Origin of the sequence: Bradyrhizobium sp. AZCC 2176 (assembly GCF_036924645.1) — a bacterium.
In the GTDB taxonomy this organism is placed as follows: domain Bacteria; phylum Pseudomonadota; class Alphaproteobacteria; order Rhizobiales; family Xanthobacteraceae; genus Bradyrhizobium.
Window position 1 is genome coordinate 2,600,704 of record NZ_JAZHRX010000001.1, and the last position, 15,607, is coordinate 2,616,310.

19 protein-coding genes, 1 tRNA gene and 1 pseudogene are annotated in these 15,607 nt (G+C 63.7%); 10 read left to right on the plus strand and 11 right to left on the minus strand.

The annotated features are described in order from the left end of the window. Positions 1-5: 5 nt before the first annotated feature. The 4 genes from pheT to rpmI form a co-directional block, all read right to left on the minus strand. Positions 6-2,414 carry a phenylalanine--tRNA ligase subunit beta gene (pheT, locus tag V1288_RS12015; protein WP_334357241.1) on the minus strand — a complete coding sequence of 803 codons (2,409 nt, stop codon included), beginning with the start codon at positions 2,412-2,414 and terminating at the stop codon, positions 6-8. Positions 2,415-2,529: 115 nt separating this feature from the next. Further along, complete coding sequence (gene pheS / locus V1288_RS12020) at positions 2,530-3,612, minus strand: phenylalanine--tRNA ligase subunit alpha (RefSeq protein WP_334357242.1); 1,083 nt, start codon at positions 3,610-3,612, stop codon at positions 2,530-2,532. Positions 3,613-3,787: 175 nt separating this feature from the next. Further along, positions 3,788-4,147 carry a 50S ribosomal protein L20 gene (rplT, locus tag V1288_RS12025; RefSeq protein WP_334357243.1) on the minus strand — a complete coding sequence of 120 codons (360 nt, stop codon included), beginning with the start codon at positions 4,145-4,147 and terminating at the stop codon, positions 3,788-3,790. A 77-nt stretch (positions 4,148-4,224) separates the two neighbouring features. Then, the gene (gene rpmI / locus V1288_RS12030; RefSeq protein ID WP_008539890.1) at positions 4,225-4,425 is read right to left on the minus strand and encodes a 50S ribosomal protein L35; all 201 of its coding nucleotides are present in this window, start codon (positions 4,423-4,425) and stop codon (positions 4,225-4,227) included. Positions 4,426-4,699: 274 nt separating this feature from the next. Here rpmI and V1288_RS12035 point away from each other — a divergent pair, with 274 nt between their 5' ends. Beyond that, positions 4,700-5,131, plus strand: a complete 432-nt coding sequence (locus tag V1288_RS12035) for a hypothetical protein (protein WP_334357244.1) — start codon at positions 4,700-4,702, stop codon at positions 5,129-5,131. A gap of 87 nt (positions 5,132-5,218) precedes the next feature. Here the strand turns inward: V1288_RS12035 and infC are convergent, their stop codons facing one another. Next, entirely contained in the window at positions 5,219-5,758 is a 540-nt protein-coding gene (gene infC / locus V1288_RS12040) for a translation initiation factor IF-3 (RefSeq protein ID WP_057849055.1), read from the minus strand. Positions 5,759-5,981: 223 nt separating this feature from the next. Between infC and V1288_RS12045 the strand changes: the two genes are divergently transcribed. Together V1288_RS12045 and V1288_RS12050 are read left to right on the plus strand one after the other, a co-directional pair. Next, positions 5,982-6,773, plus strand: coding sequence for an alpha/beta hydrolase (locus tag V1288_RS12045; protein WP_334357245.1), 792 nt, complete (start codon positions 5,982-5,984; stop codon positions 6,771-6,773). A 73-nt stretch (positions 6,774-6,846) separates the two neighbouring features. Then, entirely contained in the window at positions 6,847-7,314 is a 468-nt protein-coding gene (locus tag V1288_RS12050) for a nuclear transport factor 2 family protein (RefSeq protein ID WP_334357246.1), read from the plus strand. Between the two features lie 136 nt (positions 7,315-7,450). On the opposite strand, the pseudogene queG reads toward V1288_RS12050, so the two are convergent. Next, positions 7,451-8,465: pseudogene (queG, locus tag V1288_RS12055) on the minus strand (tRNA epoxyqueuosine(34) reductase QueG). A gap of 6 nt (positions 8,466-8,471) precedes the next feature. On the opposite strand from queG, the gene V1288_RS12060 reads away from it, so the two are divergent. Continuing rightward, positions 8,472-8,645 carry a hypothetical protein gene (locus tag V1288_RS12060; RefSeq protein ID WP_334361478.1) on the plus strand — a complete coding sequence of 58 codons (174 nt, stop codon included), beginning with the start codon at positions 8,472-8,474 and terminating at the stop codon, positions 8,643-8,645. Here the strand turns inward: V1288_RS12060 and V1288_RS12065 are convergent. Next, the gene (locus V1288_RS12065; protein ID WP_334357247.1) at positions 8,624-9,316 is read right to left on the minus strand and encodes a glutathione S-transferase family protein; all 693 of its coding nucleotides are present in this window, start codon (positions 9,314-9,316) and stop codon (positions 8,624-8,626) included. The genes V1288_RS12060 and V1288_RS12065 overlap by 22 nt on opposite strands. 172 nt (positions 9,317-9,488) lie before the next feature. Here V1288_RS12065 and V1288_RS12070 point away from each other — a divergent pair, with 172 nt between their 5' ends. Next, positions 9,489-10,295, plus strand: coding sequence for an undecaprenyl-diphosphate phosphatase (locus V1288_RS12070; protein ID WP_334357248.1), 807 nt, complete (start codon positions 9,489-9,491; stop codon positions 10,293-10,295). A gap of 136 nt (positions 10,296-10,431) precedes the next feature. On the opposite strand, the gene V1288_RS12075 is transcribed toward V1288_RS12070, so the two are convergent. After that, a complete protein-coding gene (locus V1288_RS12075) occupies positions 10,432-11,400 on the minus strand; it encodes a complex I NDUFA9 subunit family protein (RefSeq protein WP_334357249.1) in 969 nt (322 codons plus the stop codon). Positions 11,401-11,549: 149 nt separating this feature from the next. Here V1288_RS12075 and V1288_RS12080 point away from each other — a divergent pair. Next, a tRNA-Leu gene (locus V1288_RS12080) sits at positions 11,550-11,636 on the plus strand. Positions 11,637-11,687: 51 nt separating this feature from the next. On the opposite strand, the gene V1288_RS12085 is transcribed toward V1288_RS12080, so the two are convergent. The 3 genes from V1288_RS12085 to V1288_RS12095 all read right to left on the minus strand — a co-directional run bounded on the left by V1288_RS12085 (position 11,688) and on the right by V1288_RS12095 (position 12,694). Further along, positions 11,688-11,837: a type II toxin-antitoxin system RelE/ParE family toxin gene (locus tag V1288_RS12085; RefSeq protein ID WP_334357250.1), complete on the minus strand. Its 150-nt coding sequence runs from the start codon at positions 11,835-11,837 to the stop codon at positions 11,688-11,690. Between the two features lie 138 nt (positions 11,838-11,975). After that, positions 11,976-12,233, minus strand: coding sequence for a type II toxin-antitoxin system ParD family antitoxin (locus V1288_RS12090; RefSeq protein ID WP_334357251.1), 258 nt, complete (start codon positions 12,231-12,233; stop codon positions 11,976-11,978). Further along, positions 12,224-12,694 (minus strand): tetratricopeptide repeat protein, encoded by a 471-nt coding sequence (locus V1288_RS12095; RefSeq protein WP_334357252.1) that lies wholly within the window; start codon positions 12,692-12,694, stop codon positions 12,224-12,226. Before V1288_RS12095 ends, V1288_RS12090 begins: the two co-directional genes overlap by 10 nt. A gap of 270 nt (positions 12,695-12,964) precedes the next feature. Between V1288_RS12095 and V1288_RS12100 the strand changes: the two genes are divergently transcribed. The 4 genes from V1288_RS12100 to V1288_RS12115 all read left to right on the plus strand — a co-directional run bounded on the left by V1288_RS12100 (position 12,965) and on the right by V1288_RS12115 (position 15,504). After that, entirely contained in the window at positions 12,965-13,207 is a 243-nt protein-coding gene (locus tag V1288_RS12100; RefSeq protein ID WP_334357253.1) for a hypothetical protein, read from the plus strand. Positions 13,208-13,330: 123 nt separating this feature from the next. After that, a complete protein-coding gene (locus V1288_RS12105; protein ID WP_334357254.1) occupies positions 13,331-13,945 on the plus strand; it encodes a ribonuclease D in 615 nt (204 codons plus the stop codon). A gap of 138 nt (positions 13,946-14,083) precedes the next feature. Beyond that, on the plus strand, positions 14,084-14,815 hold the full coding sequence (gene lptC, locus V1288_RS12110; RefSeq protein WP_334357255.1) for an LPS export ABC transporter periplasmic protein LptC: 732 nt from the start codon (positions 14,084-14,086) through the stop codon (positions 14,813-14,815). A 5-nt stretch (positions 14,816-14,820) separates the two neighbouring features. Further along, entirely contained in the window at positions 14,821-15,504 is a 684-nt protein-coding gene (locus V1288_RS12115) for an LptA/OstA family protein (protein ID WP_442893940.1), read from the plus strand. The last annotated feature ends 103 nt before the right edge of the window (positions 15,505-15,607 follow it).

The following is a 15,607-nucleotide window of genomic DNA, read 5'->3' on the forward strand; positions in this document are numbered from 1 at the left end:
CGGCATCATGCCCGCAAGGTGCCGCCGGTCTTCTTCGTCACCTCGGCCACGATCTTGGCCGCCACCGCGTCGATCTCCTGGTCCGTCAGGGTTTTTTCGCGCGGCTGGATCGTCACGGCGATCGCAACCGACTTCTTGTCCGGATCGATGCCCTTGCCTTCGTAGACGTCGAATATGGTCACATCCGTGATCAGTTTCTTGTCTGCGGCTTGCGCCGATCGCACGATGTCACCAGCCTTCACGGTACGGTCGACGATGAAGGCAAAGTCGCGCGACACCGGCTGGAACGCGGAGAGTTCGAGCAGCGGCTTGGCCCGGGTCGCCCTCGTCTTGGCGTCGGGAATGCGGTCGAGGATCACCTCGAATGCGATCAGCGGGCCGTCGGCGCCGAGCGCTTCCAGCGTGCGCGGGTGCAGCTCGCCGAAATAGCCGAGCACGTTTTGCGGACCGATCTGGATGGTGCCGGAACGCCCGGGATGCAGCCACGCAGGTCCACCGGGAACGATCTGCAACGCCTGCATCGGCGCGCCGGCAGCCCCAAGCACCGCGAATGCGTCGGCTTTGGCGTCGAGCGCATCAGTCGTCGCCGAGCCGGACCAATGCCGCCCCATGCCTTTCGACGATGCAAAGCCGTGGCGCACGCCCGAGGCCGCGACGAACTGGTTCTCGGGCCTGTCGCCCTTGAAGATCTGCCCGACCTCGAACAGTGCGACATCGGAGGTGCCGCGGTTGGCGTTGGCCTGCGCCGCCGCGACGAGGCCCGGCAACAGGCTCGGCCGCATGTCCGAGAGGTCGGAGGCGATCGGGTTGGCGAGCGCGAGTTCGGCCTGGCCGCCGTCGAACATCTCAGCATGCGGCTTGGAAATGAACGACCATGTCACGGCTTCCACCATGCCGCGCACCGCCAGCGCGCGCTTGGCGCGACGGGTACGGTTCTGGATCGTGGTCAGCACCGGCTTGCGGGCTTCGTCGCCGCGCTCGAACGGCGTCATCGGCACCTTGTCGACGCCGACGATGCGCACGATCTCCTCGACGATGTCGGCCTTGCCGTGCACATCGGTGCGCCAGGAGGGGACAGCGACCTTCACCACCGGGCCGCTACCGGCGACCATGAAGCCGAGATGGCCGAGAATGCGCCGCATCTCGACCAGCGGCACCTCGATCCCGGCGAGACGTTTCACCTCGGTCAGCGGGAAATCGATGATGCGATCGTCGCCGAACGCGTTACCAACAATCACGCTCTCCGACGGCATGCCGCCGCACATCTCCATGACGAGTTTGGTCGCAAGCTCCAGCCCCGGCACCATGAAGGCCGGATCGACGCCGCGCTCGAACCGATAACGCGCATCCGAATTGATGCCGAGCTTGCGGCCGGTCTGCGCGATGTTGATCTCGTTCCACAGCGCCGATTCGATCAGCACGTCAGTGGTGTTCTCGTCGCAGCCGGAGGTCTCGCCGCCCATGATGCCGGCCAGCGATTCGACGCCATGTTCATCCGCGATCACGCAGATCGAGGGATCGAGCGTGTAGGTGCGGCCGTCGAGCGCCAGCAGGCTTTCGCCCTGCTTGGCGCGGCGCACGGTGAGATTGCCGCTCACCTTCCTGGCGTCGAACACATGCAGCGGCCGGGCGCGGTCGTAGGTCATGAAGTTGGTGATGTCGACCAGCGCATTGATCGGGCGCAGCCCGATCGAGATCAGGCGCTTCTGCAGCCACTCAGGGGAGGGTCCGTTCCTGACGCCGCGCACCAGCCGCAGCGCAAAGCCCGGGCACAGCGTGGCGTCTTCCACCGTCACCTTCACCGGGCAGGGGAATTCACCTTTGACCGGCTTGATGCCGGGATCGATAAGCTTGCCCATGTCGGCGGCGGAGAGGTCGCGCGCGATGCCGTGCACGCCGGTGCAGTCCTGGCGGTTCGGCGTCAGATTGATTTCCAGCACGGGATCGCCGAGGCCTGCCCATTCGGCATAGCCCTTGCCGATCGGTGCATCGGCCGGCAATTCCATGATGCCGTCGTGATCTTCGGAAATCTCGAGCTCCGCCGCCGAGCACAGCATGCCGCGGCTTTCGACGCCGCGGATGGTACCAACGCCGAGCGTGATGTTCTTGCCGGGGATGAAGGTGCCGGGAGGAGAGAACACGCTGACGAGGCCGGCGCGCGCATTCGGCGCGCCGCAGACCACCTGCACCGGCGCAGCTCCATTGCCGGTATCGACCATGCACACCCGCAGGCGATCGGCATTCGGATGCTGCTCGGCCGAGATCACCCGGGCGATCGAAAACGGCGCCAGCGCCTTTGCCTTGTCCTCGATGTTCTCGACCTCGAGCCCGATCATGGTGAGCTTGTCGGCGAGCTTTTCCAGCGGCTCGTCGGTGTCGAGATGTTCCTTCAGCCAGGAGAGCGTGAATTTCATGGTCTTTGCTTCTCTTGTCCCTGCTCCCGCGCCAGTCCGCCGAAGTCTTGGCGAAGGCAGATGTGGGCGAGGGTCAGGGTGCGGGCTCTCTCCGCGACGGAAGTCTCGGCGAGGTTCACGTGCTCAACCCCCCCGCGAGCGTCGGGACGTCGAGCGGCTTGAAGCCGTAATGCGAAAGCCAGCGGACGTCGCTGTCGAACAACTGCCGCAAGTCGGCGATGCCGTATTTCAGCATCGCGATACGGTCGAGGCCCATGCCCCAGGCAAAGCCCTGATAGACGTCGGGATCGATGCCGCAGGCGCGCAGCACGTTCGGGTGCACCATGCCGCAGCCGAGAATCTCGAGCCAATCCTCGCCCTCGCCGAAGCGGATCTCGCCCTTGTCGCGCCGGCACTGGATGTCGACCTCGAGCGAGGGCTCGGTGAACGGAAAGAACGACGGGCGGAACCGCATGTTGATGTGATCGACCTCGAAGAACGCCTTGCAGAACTCGTGCAGGATCCATTTGAGATGGCCGAGATGCGAGCCCTTGTCGATGACGAGGCCCTCGACCTGGTGGAACTGCGGCGTGTGCGTCGCGTCGGAATCGATGCGATAGGTGCGGCCCGGACAGACCACGCGGATCGGCGGTTTCTGCGACAACATCGTGCGCACCTGCACCGGCGACGTATGCGTGCGCAACAGCATGCGCGAACCATCTTCCTTCGGATTGAAGAAGAAGGTGTCGTGCATCTCCCGCGCCGGATGGCCCTCGGGGAAATTCAGCTTTGTGAAGTTGTAATCGTCGGTCTCGATATCGGGACCTTCGGCGATCGCAAATCCCATGTCGGCGAAGATCGTGTTGACCTCCTCGAACACCTGGCTCAGCGGATGGATGCGGCCCTGCTCGGCCGCGGCTTCGCGCAGCGGCAGCGTGACGTCGATGGTTTCCGAAGCAAGCCGGGCATCGAGTGCCGCCGATTTCAGGATGTCACGGCGCGCGGAAAGGGCCTGCGTGACCTTGTCCTTGGCGAGGTTGATCGCGGCGCCCTGGGTTTTGCGTTCCTCCGGCGACATCTTGCCGAGGGTAGCGAGCAATGCGGAGATCGAGCCTTTCTTGCCGAGCGCTGCCACGCGCACGGCCTCGAGGGCTGCTTCATCGCCGGCGGCGGCGATCTGGCTGAGAATGGTCTGTTCGAGTGTGGCGAGGTCGGACATGGCGACGGATACCTTTTGGGCAACGTGCGCTCGCAGTCCATACGGGATCGTCATCATCCGCGAAGGCGGATGATCCAGTAACCCCCGGGGTCAATATGTCAGTCGGTGGTTACTGGATGCCCCGCCTGCGCGGGGCATGACACCGCAATTGCAAGACGCCGTAGCGATTGCGAGCTCAAGCCGCCAGCACGGCCTTGGCCTTCTCGGCGATCGCCTGGAATGCCGCCGGCTCGTTGATGGCGAGATCCGACAGCACCTTGCGGTCGACCGTGATACCCGACTTCGACAGGCCGTTGATAAAGACGCTGTAGGTCATGCCGAACGGACGCACGGCCGCGTTCAGGCGCTGGATCCAGAGCGCGCGGAAGGTGCGCTTCTTGCGCTTGCGGTCGCGGAACGCATACTGCCCGGCCTTCTCGACGGCGGCCTTGGCGGCGCGGATGGTGTTCTTGCGGCGGCCGGAGAAACCCTTGGCGGCCTTGTAGACTTTCTTGTGCCTGGCGTGAGAGGTCACACCGCGTTTGACGCGAGACATGACTGCTATCCTTGAATTTTAAATCGGTGATGGATCGCCGCGCGGACGCGGCCGGCTTTAGCGGAGTGCGAGCGCGATCAGGCGTTCGGCAAGAAGTACTTCTTGACGTTGTCGCCGTCGGTCTTGAACAGCACGCGGGTGCCGCGGAGCTGACGAATCTGCTTCTTCGTCCGCTTGATCATGCCGTGGCGCTTACCGCGCTGGGCGTGCATCACTTTGCCGGTGGCAGTCACCTTGAAGCGCTTTTTAGCGCCTGACTTGGTCTTCAGCTTGGGCATTTGGCTCTCCTATCGGCCACAGAAAAATGCGCCCGAGGGGCGCTTTTGCGGCTTAAAATGCTCGTTAGAGCGTTGAAAGTGCTCAGGCTTTCCCAGAAAACGAGATAACCCGCACGGACATCGACACGGCAGCCCTTGATCAGCCGGGCGATGAAGGTCGGGCTTATGGCAGAGGAAGCGTCAATTGGCAATGATGAACCGCGCAAGCCGGTGCTGCTACCTACCCCCGTATGCCCGCGTATGTCATTAACACCTCGGTGTGGAGCAGGAACAAATGACCCGTTTTCAGCGATCGATTACCTGCTTTAACGCTTCTCATGGCCTTCGCAACGCGCGCTGCCTTCCCGTTTTCGCCGCGCTGGCCGTCATGGCGACCCCGGTCACGGCCGAAGCCGCGCCGAGGGGAGCCAGGGCAATCCGAGCCTACGACGGAACCTGGAACGTGGTCTTCGCTACCACGCGGGGCAATTGCAGTTCAGGCTACAGCGTTCCCTTCACCGTCATCGGCAGCCGGGTTTCATCGGCTGGCGGCGGCAGGGTTTCGGGATCAGTCAGTCGCGCCGGTGTTGTTGCGGTCAGGGTTTCGGTCGGCGCATCCCGCGCCAGCGGCGGCGGCCGGCTAGTGGGCAGCTACGGCGCGGGCTGGTGGCGCGGCATCATCACCGGCGACCGTTGCAGCGGCACTTGGCAGGCCGCGCGGAGCTAGGCGTCCAGCTCGGGCCGTCCGCGTAAAGAGAAACGGCCCGCCGGATCATCCGACGGGCCGCTCTGCATCAATCCCAACCAACTCGAATCAACGCGGCGCCAGCACCATCACGACCTGGCGGCCTTCGAAACGCGCGTCCTGCTCGACCTTGGCGAACTCGGCGACATCGGCCTTGACCTTGTCCAAGAGCTTGGTGCCGATTTCCTGGTGCGCCATTTCGCGGCCACGATAGCGCAAGGTGATCTTGACCTTGTCGCCTTCCTCGAAGAAGCGCTGCATCGCGCGCATCTTCACGTCGTAATCGTGATCGTCGATCATCGGCCGCAGCTTGATCTCCTTGATCTCGACGATCTTCTGCTTCTTGCGCGCCTCGGCGGCCTTCTTCTGTGCCGAATACTTGAACTTCCCGTAGTCCATGATCTTGCAAACGGGAGGATTGTTGTTCGGCGAAATCTCGACGAGATCCATGCCCGCCTCGAGGGCCATCTTGATGGCGACCACGGTTTCGACTGTTCCGTGGTTGAGGCCGGTCTGATCGATCAGTTGGATCTGCGCGTTGCGGATATCGTCATTGGTGCGCGGCCCGTCTTTGGTTGCAGCGGGCGGGGCTCTGTTGGGACGGCGAATGGGTAACTCTCCAAAGTTGTGAAAGGAAGGGTGGTAGTTTGAAGCAATACGCTAATAACAGCAAGCGAACTCACGGTCTGCGCCCGAAAACCGTCAAATGCGAGGCATTTCGGTCACGTGCGGCAAATATAGCGCGGCGGGCCGATCCGCAAGCGCCGGGCGGTCGTGCTTGACCGATGAAGCGGGCTCGCGGACAAAGCTGCGGGGCGAGAGTGACAGATCCATGACCAATTCAGCACCAATCGACGAGGAACCGACCTTTATCGAGGTGGGAGAGGGCGATGGCCACCGCCGGATCGCCGTGCGCGCCCGTGCCGGCGGCGAACCCGGGCTGTTCTGGCTCGGCGGCTTCAATTCCGACATGCGGGGGACCAAGGCGCTGGCGCTGGACGCCTGGGCCGCGGAACATGGCCGGGCCTGTATCAGGTTCGATTACTCCGGCCATGGCGAATCGGGCGGCGCGTTCATCGACGGCACCATCGGACGCTGGCTGGAAGAGGCCATCGCCGTGTTCGAGCAGTTCTGCCGGGGGCCGCAGGTCGTGATCGGCTCGTCGATGGGTGGCTGGATGGCGCTCTTGCTGGCGCGGGCGATCGCCAAGCGCGAGGCGGCGGGCGCGACGTTTGCCGGGCTGGTGCTGATCGCGCCGGCGCCCGACTTCACCGAGCAATTGATGTGGAACGCATTCTCCGACGAGGTCCGCGAGGAGATCAAGACCAAGGGCGTGTGGATGCGGCCGTCGGAGTATGGCGACGGCGCGCCCTATCCGATCGCGCGTGCACTGATCGAGGAGGGCCGAAACCATCTCCTGCTCGGCAGCGCCATCGAGGTCGGATGTCCCGTGCGCATCCTGCAGGGCGCGCAAGATCCCGATGTGCCCTGGCAGCATGCCTTCGCGCTGGCGCACCGGCTGCCGGCCGAGGACGTGGTGCTGACCATGATCCAGGACGGCGACCACCGCCTGTCGCGCCCGCAGGACATCGCGCGGATTCTCGCGGCGGTGGCGGAGATCTGAGCAAGTCTCCACCCTTCGAGGCGCGCGCAGCGAACCTCGAAGGGTGGGCCGCGTAAGATAGGGAGACAACGCCATGAACACATCCACCATGCTCCGCGCGTTCTGCGACGCCGTCGAGCAGCGCAACGGCAAGGCTTTCTCGGAACTGTTCACCGAAGACGGCGTCTATCACGATGTGTTCTACGGCGCGTTCGCAGGGCGCGCGAGAATCGCGGAAATGATCGACGACTGGTTCTACCGCACAGCCACCGATTTCCGCTGGGACATGCACGATCCCGTCAGCGACGGCGAGATGCTCTATGCGCGCTACACCTTCAGCTACCGCTCGACACTGCCGGAAGCCGAGGGCGCGCGCGCGATGTTCGAGGGCGTCGCGATCATGCGGCTGCGCGACGGCAGAATCGCGGAGTACCATGAAGTCGCCAACACCGCGCCGGCTTTCGTCGACATCAAGTTTGCGCCGGAGCGCATCGCCAAGATCGTTGCGAAACAGGGCGCGGCGCTGAAGGCGCGGCCGGAGATGAAGCGGCATCTGGTGTGAGTTCGGCGTGCTCTCTCCGCCGTCATTCCGGGATGCGCCGCAAGGCGCAGGCCCGGAATCCATTTGGCTGCATAAGCCGAGGAGAAATTGATTCCGGGGCTCGCGCTTCGCGCGCCGCGGAATGACGGACGCATTGCTACGGCGGAGATGCCCCGCCTTCGCGGCGCATGACGATGGAGGTTTGCTGCCATTCCGCGCGGACATCTTCATTCGCCTCGGCGCCAAGCGCCCTCACAGCCAGAGCTTCGAACCTGTCCCGCTCCATCAATTGCGACAGCGCCCATACCGCCGCGCCGCGAACCAGCGGATTTGCATCGTCCAGCAGGCGCTCGGCCTCAGCGGCCAGCGACGTGTCGGCGGCGTTGCCGATCGCGATCAGCACGTTGCGGACAAAACGGTCGCGGCCGATGCGCTTGACCGGCGATTTGGAAAACAGCGTACGAAAGGCGGCGTCGTCGAGCCGCGCCAGCTCGACAAGCGAAGGCGCACGCAACTCCGCACGTGCGGCCAGTTTGGCTTCGCGGCCCTTTTGCGCAAACTTGTTCCACGGGCACACGGCGAGGCAGTCGTCGCAGCCATAGATGCGGTTGCCGATGCTCTTGCGGAATTCGTGCGGGATCGGGCCCTTGTTCTCGATCGTCAGGTAGGAGATGCAGCGCCGCGCATCGAGCTTGTAGGGTGCGGGGAAAGCCGCAGTCGGGCAGATCTCCTGGCAGGCGTTGCAGGAACCGCAATGATCGGTGTCGGCGTCGTCGCGCGGGAGGTCGGCAGCCGTGAAGATCGCACCGAGAAACAGCCAAGAGCCGAATTCGCGCGACACGAGGTTGGTATGCTTGCCCTGCCAGCCAAGTCCCGCCGCCTGCGCCAGCGGCTTTTCCATCACGGCGGCGGTATCGACGAACACTTTTACTTCTTCGCCGGAGGCCGCGACGAACCAACGCGCCAGCGTCTTCAGGCGTTTCTTGATGACGTCGTGATAGTCGTCGCCCTGCGGCGTAGGCGGAGATCGCGCCGCGCGTGCGCTTCGCCAGAAGCGAGAGCGGATCTTCCGCAGGCCCATAATTGACGCCGAGCATGATGATGGAGCGCACGCCGGGCCACAGCACGCGCGGGTCCGTCCGCCGTTCGGGCTGCGCCGCGAGCCAGTCCATGTCGCCATGCGCGCCGGCATCGAGGAACTTCTGGAAATATTTTCCGGCTTCGCCGATCCCGTCCGGGCCGGTGACGCCGATGCAGTCGAAACCGAGCGTCTCCGCTTCGCGCTTGAGCGCGGCCTTCAGGTCATCAGCGGAAAGTTTGACGGCCTTGTTCAGAAGTCGAGGTCCACGTAGGTGCGCGATGCCGGCACGCCCGCCAGCCATTCGCTGAGCAGCGGGCGGAACGACGGGCGGGATTTCACCCGCGCGTACCACGCCTTTGCCGCGTCGTCCTCGCTCCATGGCACGTCGCCCAGATAATCGATCGCCGAAAGATGCGCCGCGGCGGCGAGATCCGCGTAGCTCAGCCGGTCGCCGGCGAGGAAATTCCGCGTCTGCGCCAGCCAGCCGATATAGGCCAGATGATAGCGCACATTGGCCTTGGCTGCGCGGATCACGTCGGCCGCCGGCGCCCCGCCGCCATTCTCCTCGCTCATGAAACGCTTATAGATGCGCTCGGTTACCAGCGGGTTCGAGGCCTCCTCGAAGAATTTTTCGTTGAACCACGCCATCAGCCGGCGCACCTCGACGCGCTCGGCCATCGAGGCCGGCAACAGCCGCCGATCGCCCGCCTCCAGGCCGTGCGTCTCGTCGAGATATTCGGCGATGACGCCGGCGCCGGGGATCGGCGGAAAGCCGTCAGCCATCAAGACGGGCGTGGCGGCCGCGGGATTGAGCACGAGAAACCCTTCGCGCCGCTCCCAGGCCCGCTCTTCCACCAGGCGCAGGTCAAGGCCGTGTTCGCCCAGCACCAGGCGAATGAAGCGCGAATGCGGGCAGAATGGATGATGGTAGAGCGTATACATGAAACCCTTGAGGTAAAATCGCGGCCTGAGGAACCCTCAAACCGCGTCAAGCGAATCGGGACACTAGCCAAGCGGACGTATGAGGCAACCTATGTTTGGCGTTTTTTTGCGATTGCGGCATGGGGAGGAATAGGCGAGAAGAACGCGCTTTTCCAGCCAAACGGACCACATCATGATGTCGGATGCAGTGAAGGCGGTGATTCTCGGCATCATCGAGGGTATCACGGAATTTCTCCCGGTTTCCTCCACCGGCCATATGCTGCTGGCGCAACGCTTCTTCGGCCTCGGCGAGGGCGCGTTCTGGCAGAGTTTTGTGATCCTGATTCAGCTCGGCGCGATCCTCGCCATCGTCATGCTGTATTTCGTCAAGCTGTCGCGCGTCGCGCTTGGCATGTTCAGCAATCCCGACGATCGCCGGTTCGTGATCGGCGTGCTGGTGGCGTTCCTGCCGGCAGTCGTCGTCGGCCTGATTGCCGGCAAGTACATCAAGGAGCTGCTGTTCAATCCGTGGGTGGTGAATTTCACGTTGATCGTCGGCGGCGCGATTCTCTTGTGGGTCGATCAGCTCGACCTCAAGCCGATCGAGGACGACGCCACGCGCTATCCGCTATTGATGTATCTGTGGATCGGCATTGCGCAGTGCGTGGCGATGATCCCGGGCGTGTCGCGCTCCGGCGCCAGCATCGTGGCGGCGATGCTGCTCGGCGGCGACAAGCGCTCGGCGGCGGAGTTCTCGTTCTTTCTGGCGATCCCGACCATGGTCGGTGCGTTTGCCTATGATTTCTACAAGAACCGCGGCGAGATGACGGTCGACCATATCGGCGTCATCGCGATCGGCTTCGTGGTGTCGTTCATTACGGCGATGATCGTGGTGAAGACGTTCCTGACCTACGTCACCCGCCACGGATTCACGTTCTTCGCGTGGTGGCGCGTCATCATCGGCACGCTCGGCCTGATCGCGCTGGCGCTGGGGAAGTAGATTTCGGAATTGTAGGGTGGCAAAGGCGCGTCAGCGCCGTGCCCACCATCCAACATTGTGCTCGCGATGGTGGGCACGCGGAGCCTGTCATCGGGCGCGCATTCGCGCGACCCGGTGGCTTTGCCCACCCTACATGCTACGCGTTCTTGCGCTGAAACTGCCCGGCGGCGCGGAAGCGCCAGAGATATTGCGGGGCGATCACTTCCATCGACTCCGGCGTGATGCCGAGCCCTTCCAGCGTCAGGCCCGCGGCCTTGGCGGCGTCCGACACCACATTATCCGATTGCAGCATCACCACCTGGTCCGGCGTCAGCTTGAACGGTCCCGGCGCAAATTGCAGGAACATCGCCTGCAGCCGGGCCAGCCCGAACGGCAGCGAAAGCAGCATGCGCTTGCGCTCGGTGATCCCGAGAATGATTTCCATGATCTCGCGCATGGTCAGCACTTCGGGCCCGCCGAGTTCGTACGTCGCGCCCGCCCTGGTCTTGCCGTCGACGGCATCGGCAACTGCCGTCGCGACATCGGCGACATAGGCTGGCTGCACCCTTGTCACGCCGCCGCCGATCAGCGGCAGGAAGGGCGAGATCCGGGCCAGCGCCGCAAAGCGATTGGTAAATTGATCCTCAGGGCCGAACATCAGCGACGGCCGCAGGATCGTGGCCGAGGGGACGGCAGCCAGAACCGCCTTCTCGCCGGCCGCCTTGGCCCGGGCGTAGTGCGATGCGGAATTCTCGTCGGCGCCGATCGCGGATACATGCACCATGCGGGCGCCGACGGCGCTCGCGGCCCTGGCGACGGTTTCAGCGCCCTTGGTCTGCACGGCGTCGAAGGTCTGCGCGCCGCTCTCGGTCAGGATGCCGACAAGGTTGATGGCGACGTGGGAATCGCGCATGGCGGCCTCGACCGAGGCCGGATGGCGCAGATTGGCCTGAACGGCGTGGACCTGGCCGACCTTGCCGGCCGGCTGCAGATGGCCGACCAGTTCGGGCCGCCGTACCGCGACGCGGATACGGTAGTCGCGCTTGCAGAGCGCCCGAACCACGTTTCGCCCCAGAAAGCCGGATCCGCCGAAAATCGTGACGAGGGTATCCAGGTTCGATGCCATCGGGGCGAACTCCTGCCGGTCAAATTCGAGAGATATCGGTGGTATTTAGCGGATTCGCGATACGCCAACGTGGCCCCGCTGTACAGCGCAATCAGACGGCGTTGAAGCGATTTGACAAGCGCGTGACCGTTCCTTACTAACCCGCCCGGGCCCAGGTGGCGGAATTGGTAGACGCGCTGGCTTCAGGTGCCAGTGGCTTCACGGCCGTGAAGGTTCGAGTCCTTTCCTGGGCACCATTGCCCTTGCCCTCATGTGCTTGGCCGGAATTAAGAAGCGGTAGTGCCGGACTATTCCCCTGGGAATAGCAGGAATTCGTAATCTCGGGCGCCGTGCAGGATGTGGACGACTTCAATCGCATCCTTATTGACGCGGTAGAAAATCAGAAACCGGCCGAAGGGGCGGCGGCGAATGCCGAGATGCTCGTAGCGCGGTGCCAACGGGGGGCGTCCAGCAACGCCTCGCATCTCTCTCCCGCAACTCGCGGACCAGAGTGAGCGCGCTCCGCGCGCTTTGCTCAGCAACATACGCTGCGATTTCCTCCAGATCCGCCTCGGCCTCCGCCGTGACGACGACGATCACTTGCGATCCGTCCTGGCCGCCAATTTTGCTTCCAGGCGATCGAAAACCTCCGAGCTTGTCTTCGCCCGCCCGGCATCTGCATCAGCCAGACCGCGTGCGATCGAGGCGTCGAGCGCAGCCAACCTTGCTTCGCGTTCCTGGATGAGCCGCACGCCTTCGCGCAGTACCTCGCTCTTGGAATGGTAGCGACCGGACGCCACGAGCCTGGTCACGAAGCTTTCAAGCGCCTCTCCCAAATCAGCACTCATTGCCATGCGATCTCTCCGCTTCGCCTGCCCAGATTAATACCAATTATTGAATTCCGGGGTACACAATACCGGGGCCCCTTGCGCACCGAACTCAGGGATTTCCCTGACGGCTTCGGCCGGCCGCTCGCCGCGAACGCTGCCTCGACGCGCGCATAGCCTTCATTCGCGGCAGGCATCTGCGGGTCGAGGCCGCGCGCGATGCGGAAATCGTCGAGCGCTTCCGGCAACCGGCCGAGTTTTTCATGGCTTTGCGCACGCTCGACGTAGGGGCCCGCCTGCATTGGCGCGTTGCGGATCGCGAGCGCGAAGTCGTCGAGCGCCTTGTCGTGCGCGCCACGCTCACGAAACACGCCGCCGCGCTGCACATAGGGGCCGACCATGCGCGGCTTGAGCCGGATCACCTTGCCGAAATTGCCGATCGCCGTATCGAGATCGCCGTTGGCGGCGAGATGGCGCCCGCGCGCCATGTAAACCGTGGCGAGGTCGCGGTCATCGAATTACCAGCCGAGCAGCGGGATTTTTGCGACCAGGACGATCCGCGAGCAGCCCCGCGACCGCGATAGATCGGCGGGCTATACCGCCGGATCCTGGTCGGAACCGTGGGTGTGTCCCGTCCGTCTCTGGCGTTGGTTCCATCTCGCGAAATTCCGAAACAAGACAAATATATCAATAAAAACAATATGTTAATAGTTGATTTATCGTCTGCGCGGGGGCATAATTTTGGCGTGGAGCATGCCATGACCGAGAACATCAAGCTACCGCGCAAGCTGTCCGAAGAGCCAGAAATCGCTGCCGCCGCGGCGGCGAGCCATGCGGACGTCATCGAAAATCTCGACCGCTGGGCCAACAGTCCGGAGCTTCAGCCACCGACATCACCCGACGAAGACGGCCTGAATGGACTCGGCCGACTTGAAGCCGGCCGCAACCGGCGGCATCCCGGCAAGGCTCTACGGCGCGCAAAGCAGCCGAACGCCGGATAAGCGACTAAAATCGCCACGAAGCCGTCATTTCCCGTCCTATAAGCCATGTTCACCCGCTCGCCTCCCGCGGCTCCGGGCGCTAGTGTTTCCGTCGAATCGACCTGAGACACGAGGCTTTCCTTCATGACCATCCGCCTGCACCGCGGCGATCTGCCCGATTTGTCCCGCTACAAGGATTCGGTGGCGATCGATACCGAGACCATGGGGCTCAACCCGCATCGCGACCGGCTCTGCGTGGTGCAGATGTCGAATGGCGACGGCAGCGCCGACGTCATCCAGATTCCCAAGGGCCACACCGATGCGCCGAACCTGAAGGCGCTGCTGGCCAATCCTGCCATCATAAAGATTTTTCACTTCGCGCGGTTCGATCTCGCGGCGCTCTACAACACCTTCGGCGTGATGCCGCAGCCGGTCTATTGCACCAAGATCGCCTCGCGGCTGACGCGAACCTATACCGACCGGCACGGCCTGAAGGATTTGGTGCGCGAGGTGCTCAACATCGATCTGTCGAAGCAGCAGCAGTCAAGCGATTGGGGATCAGCGAGCCTCAGCGAGGCGCAGCTCGCCTATGCGGCGTCCGACGTGCTGCATCTGCATGGTTTGCGCGAGCGCCTCGACGCCATGCTTGCGCGCGAAGGCCGCGCGCCTCTGGCGCAGGCCTGCTTCGACTTCCTGCCGACCCGGGCCAAGCTCGATCTCGGCGGCTGGGAGGCCGAGGACATCTTCGCGCATTCGTGACCGAGACCATTTGAAGCGCCGGGGTAGCTCCCTCCGCCCCGTTTCGGTCACACTCATAGCGCGTGTCCAGGCTGCATAATCCCGCGATTGCGAGTAGAATGGCGCTGTCTTGGCGTCTTGGCGCCCCTTGGAGCCGCGGTGAACTCGATACAGAACCCAGCCTATGCCACCGGAATGGAGGCCCGCTTTGCCGCGGCCGCCCGCCACAGCCGGATGGTGCGGTTGCTGCGGGTCGCGGTCCCGGCGGCCGTGCTGCTGGCCATGGCGGGTATCGTCGCGATCTCGGTGTTCAACCCGTTCCGCATCACGGGGCTCGCGAAGCTGCCCGTCGACATGAGCAATCTCGTGGTGTCGGGCACCAAGATCACGATGGAAACGCCGCACCTCGCCGGCTTTTCGACCGACCAGCGCCCCTACGAATTGTGGGCCAAGGCCGCGATCCAGGACCTGGCCGACCCCGATCACGTCGAGCTCCGGACGCTGCGGACCAAGGTGATGATGGAGGACAAGAGCACGGTGACGATGGATGCGCGCACGGGATTTTTCGACAGCAAGCAGCAGATGCTGGACCTGCGCAAGGACATCTTCCTGCAATCCTCCACCGGCTATGAAGCCAGGCTTTCGCAGGCCTATGTCGACATCAACAAGGGAACGGTGACGTCGGACGAGCATGTCGACGTCAAATTGCTGAACGGTACGCTCACCGCCGACCGGCTCAGGATCATCAACAGCGGCGAAGTGGTGCGCTTCGAAGGCAATGTCGTGATGAACCTGGTCATGGAAAGCCCTCCGGCGCCTGAGCCCGAGCCTGAACCAGCGCCACCGCCGAGGACGCGGTCCGTCACCGGCAAGTCCGCCAACACGAAATGAAATTTATGATGCAGTTCTTCTCGCGCAGTTTTGCGGCCGCAGCGCTTGCGCTCGCGTTGACCGCCTCCGGTGATGCGTTCGCGCAAGGCGCCATGTCGGGCGTGCCGAACGCGATGCAGGGCTTTTCGCAGAACCGCGACCAGCCGATTCAGATCGAGGCGGCGTCGCTCGAAATGCGCGACAAGAAAAAGGAGGCGACCTTCTCCGGAAACGTGAAGGTCGTGCAGGGCGACACCATCATGACCTCGAAGTCGCTGGTGGTGTTTTACGATTCCGGCCCGGCACAGGCCGCACCTGCGCCCGCCGCGCCGAAGGGATCGAAATCCGCGTCGATGCAGTCCGCGACGCCCGGGCCCGGCGGCAGTTCGTCGATCCGCCGGCTGGAAGCCAGGGGCTCCGTCGTGGTCACGCAGAAGGACCAGGTTGTGACCGGCGAGACCGCGATCTTCGACCCGCGTGCCAACCTCATCACCATGGCGGGTGGGGTCGTGCTCACCCAGTGCAAGAACGTGCTCAAGGGCGACCGCCTCAAGGTTGACATGACCACCGGTGTGTCGCGGGTCGAATCCGACAGCAACAAGGTCCAGGGCATGTTCATCCAGGGCCAGGATTGCGGGTCGGGATCGGGCGGATCGAAGCCGGCTCCGGCTCCGGTACAGATACCGTCGCTAATCCCCGGAAAAAAATAAGATATATCAGTATCTTAAATATTATTTGGGGCCCGTACGGTTGAAGCCGATGGCGCCAGCCTGTATCTACTGGGCGCACGGCGGGGTGTTTCGCTGGGCAGAG

Coding starts and splice junctions, on each gene's coding strand:
- rplT (WP_334357243.1), bottom strand. CDS start 4,147: ATGTCTCGCGTCAAACGCGGTGTGACCTCTCACGCCAGGCACAAGAAA.
- V1288_RS12105 (WP_334357254.1), top strand. CDS start 13,331: ATGACCATCCGCCTGCACCGCGGCGATCTGCCCGATTTGTCCCGCTAC.
- V1288_RS12035 (WP_334357244.1), top strand. CDS start 4,700: ATGACCCGTTTTCAGCGATCGATTACCTGCTTTAACGCTTCTCATGGC.
- V1288_RS12070 (WP_334357248.1), top strand. CDS start 9,489: ATGATGTCGGATGCAGTGAAGGCGGTGATTCTCGGCATCATCGAGGGT.
- pheS (WP_334357242.1), bottom strand. CDS start 3,612: ATGTCCGACCTCGCCACACTCGAACAGACCATTCTCAGCCAGATCGCC.
- V1288_RS12115 (WP_442893940.1), top strand. CDS start 14,821: ATGATGCAGTTCTTCTCGCGCAGTTTTGCGGCCGCAGCGCTTGCGCTC.
- V1288_RS12050 (WP_334357246.1), top strand. CDS start 6,847: ATGAACACATCCACCATGCTCCGCGCGTTCTGCGACGCCGTCGAGCAG.
- V1288_RS12045 (WP_334357245.1), top strand. CDS start 5,982: ATGACCAATTCAGCACCAATCGACGAGGAACCGACCTTTATCGAGGTG.
- V1288_RS12060 (WP_334361478.1), top strand. CDS start 8,472: ATGCGCGCCGGCATCGAGGAACTTCTGGAAATATTTTCCGGCTTCGCC.
- V1288_RS12095 (WP_334357252.1), bottom strand. CDS start 12,694: ATGGCGCGCGGGCGCCATCTCGCCGCCAACGGCGATCTCGATACGGCG.
- V1288_RS12075 (WP_334357249.1), bottom strand. CDS start 11,400: ATGGCATCGAACCTGGATACCCTCGTCACGATTTTCGGCGGATCCGGC.
- pheT (WP_334357241.1), bottom strand. CDS start 2,414: ATGAAATTCACGCTCTCCTGGCTGAAGGAACATCTCGACACCGACGAG.
- rpmI (WP_008539890.1), bottom strand. CDS start 4,425: ATGCCCAAGCTGAAGACCAAGTCAGGCGCTAAAAAGCGCTTCAAGGTG.
- V1288_RS12065 (WP_334357247.1), bottom strand. CDS start 9,316: ATGTATACGCTCTACCATCATCCATTCTGCCCGCATTCGCGCTTCATT.
- V1288_RS12100 (WP_334357253.1), top strand. CDS start 12,965: ATGACCGAGAACATCAAGCTACCGCGCAAGCTGTCCGAAGAGCCAGAA.
- V1288_RS12090 (WP_334357251.1), bottom strand. CDS start 12,233: ATGGCAATGAGTGCTGATTTGGGAGAGGCGCTTGAAAGCTTCGTGACC.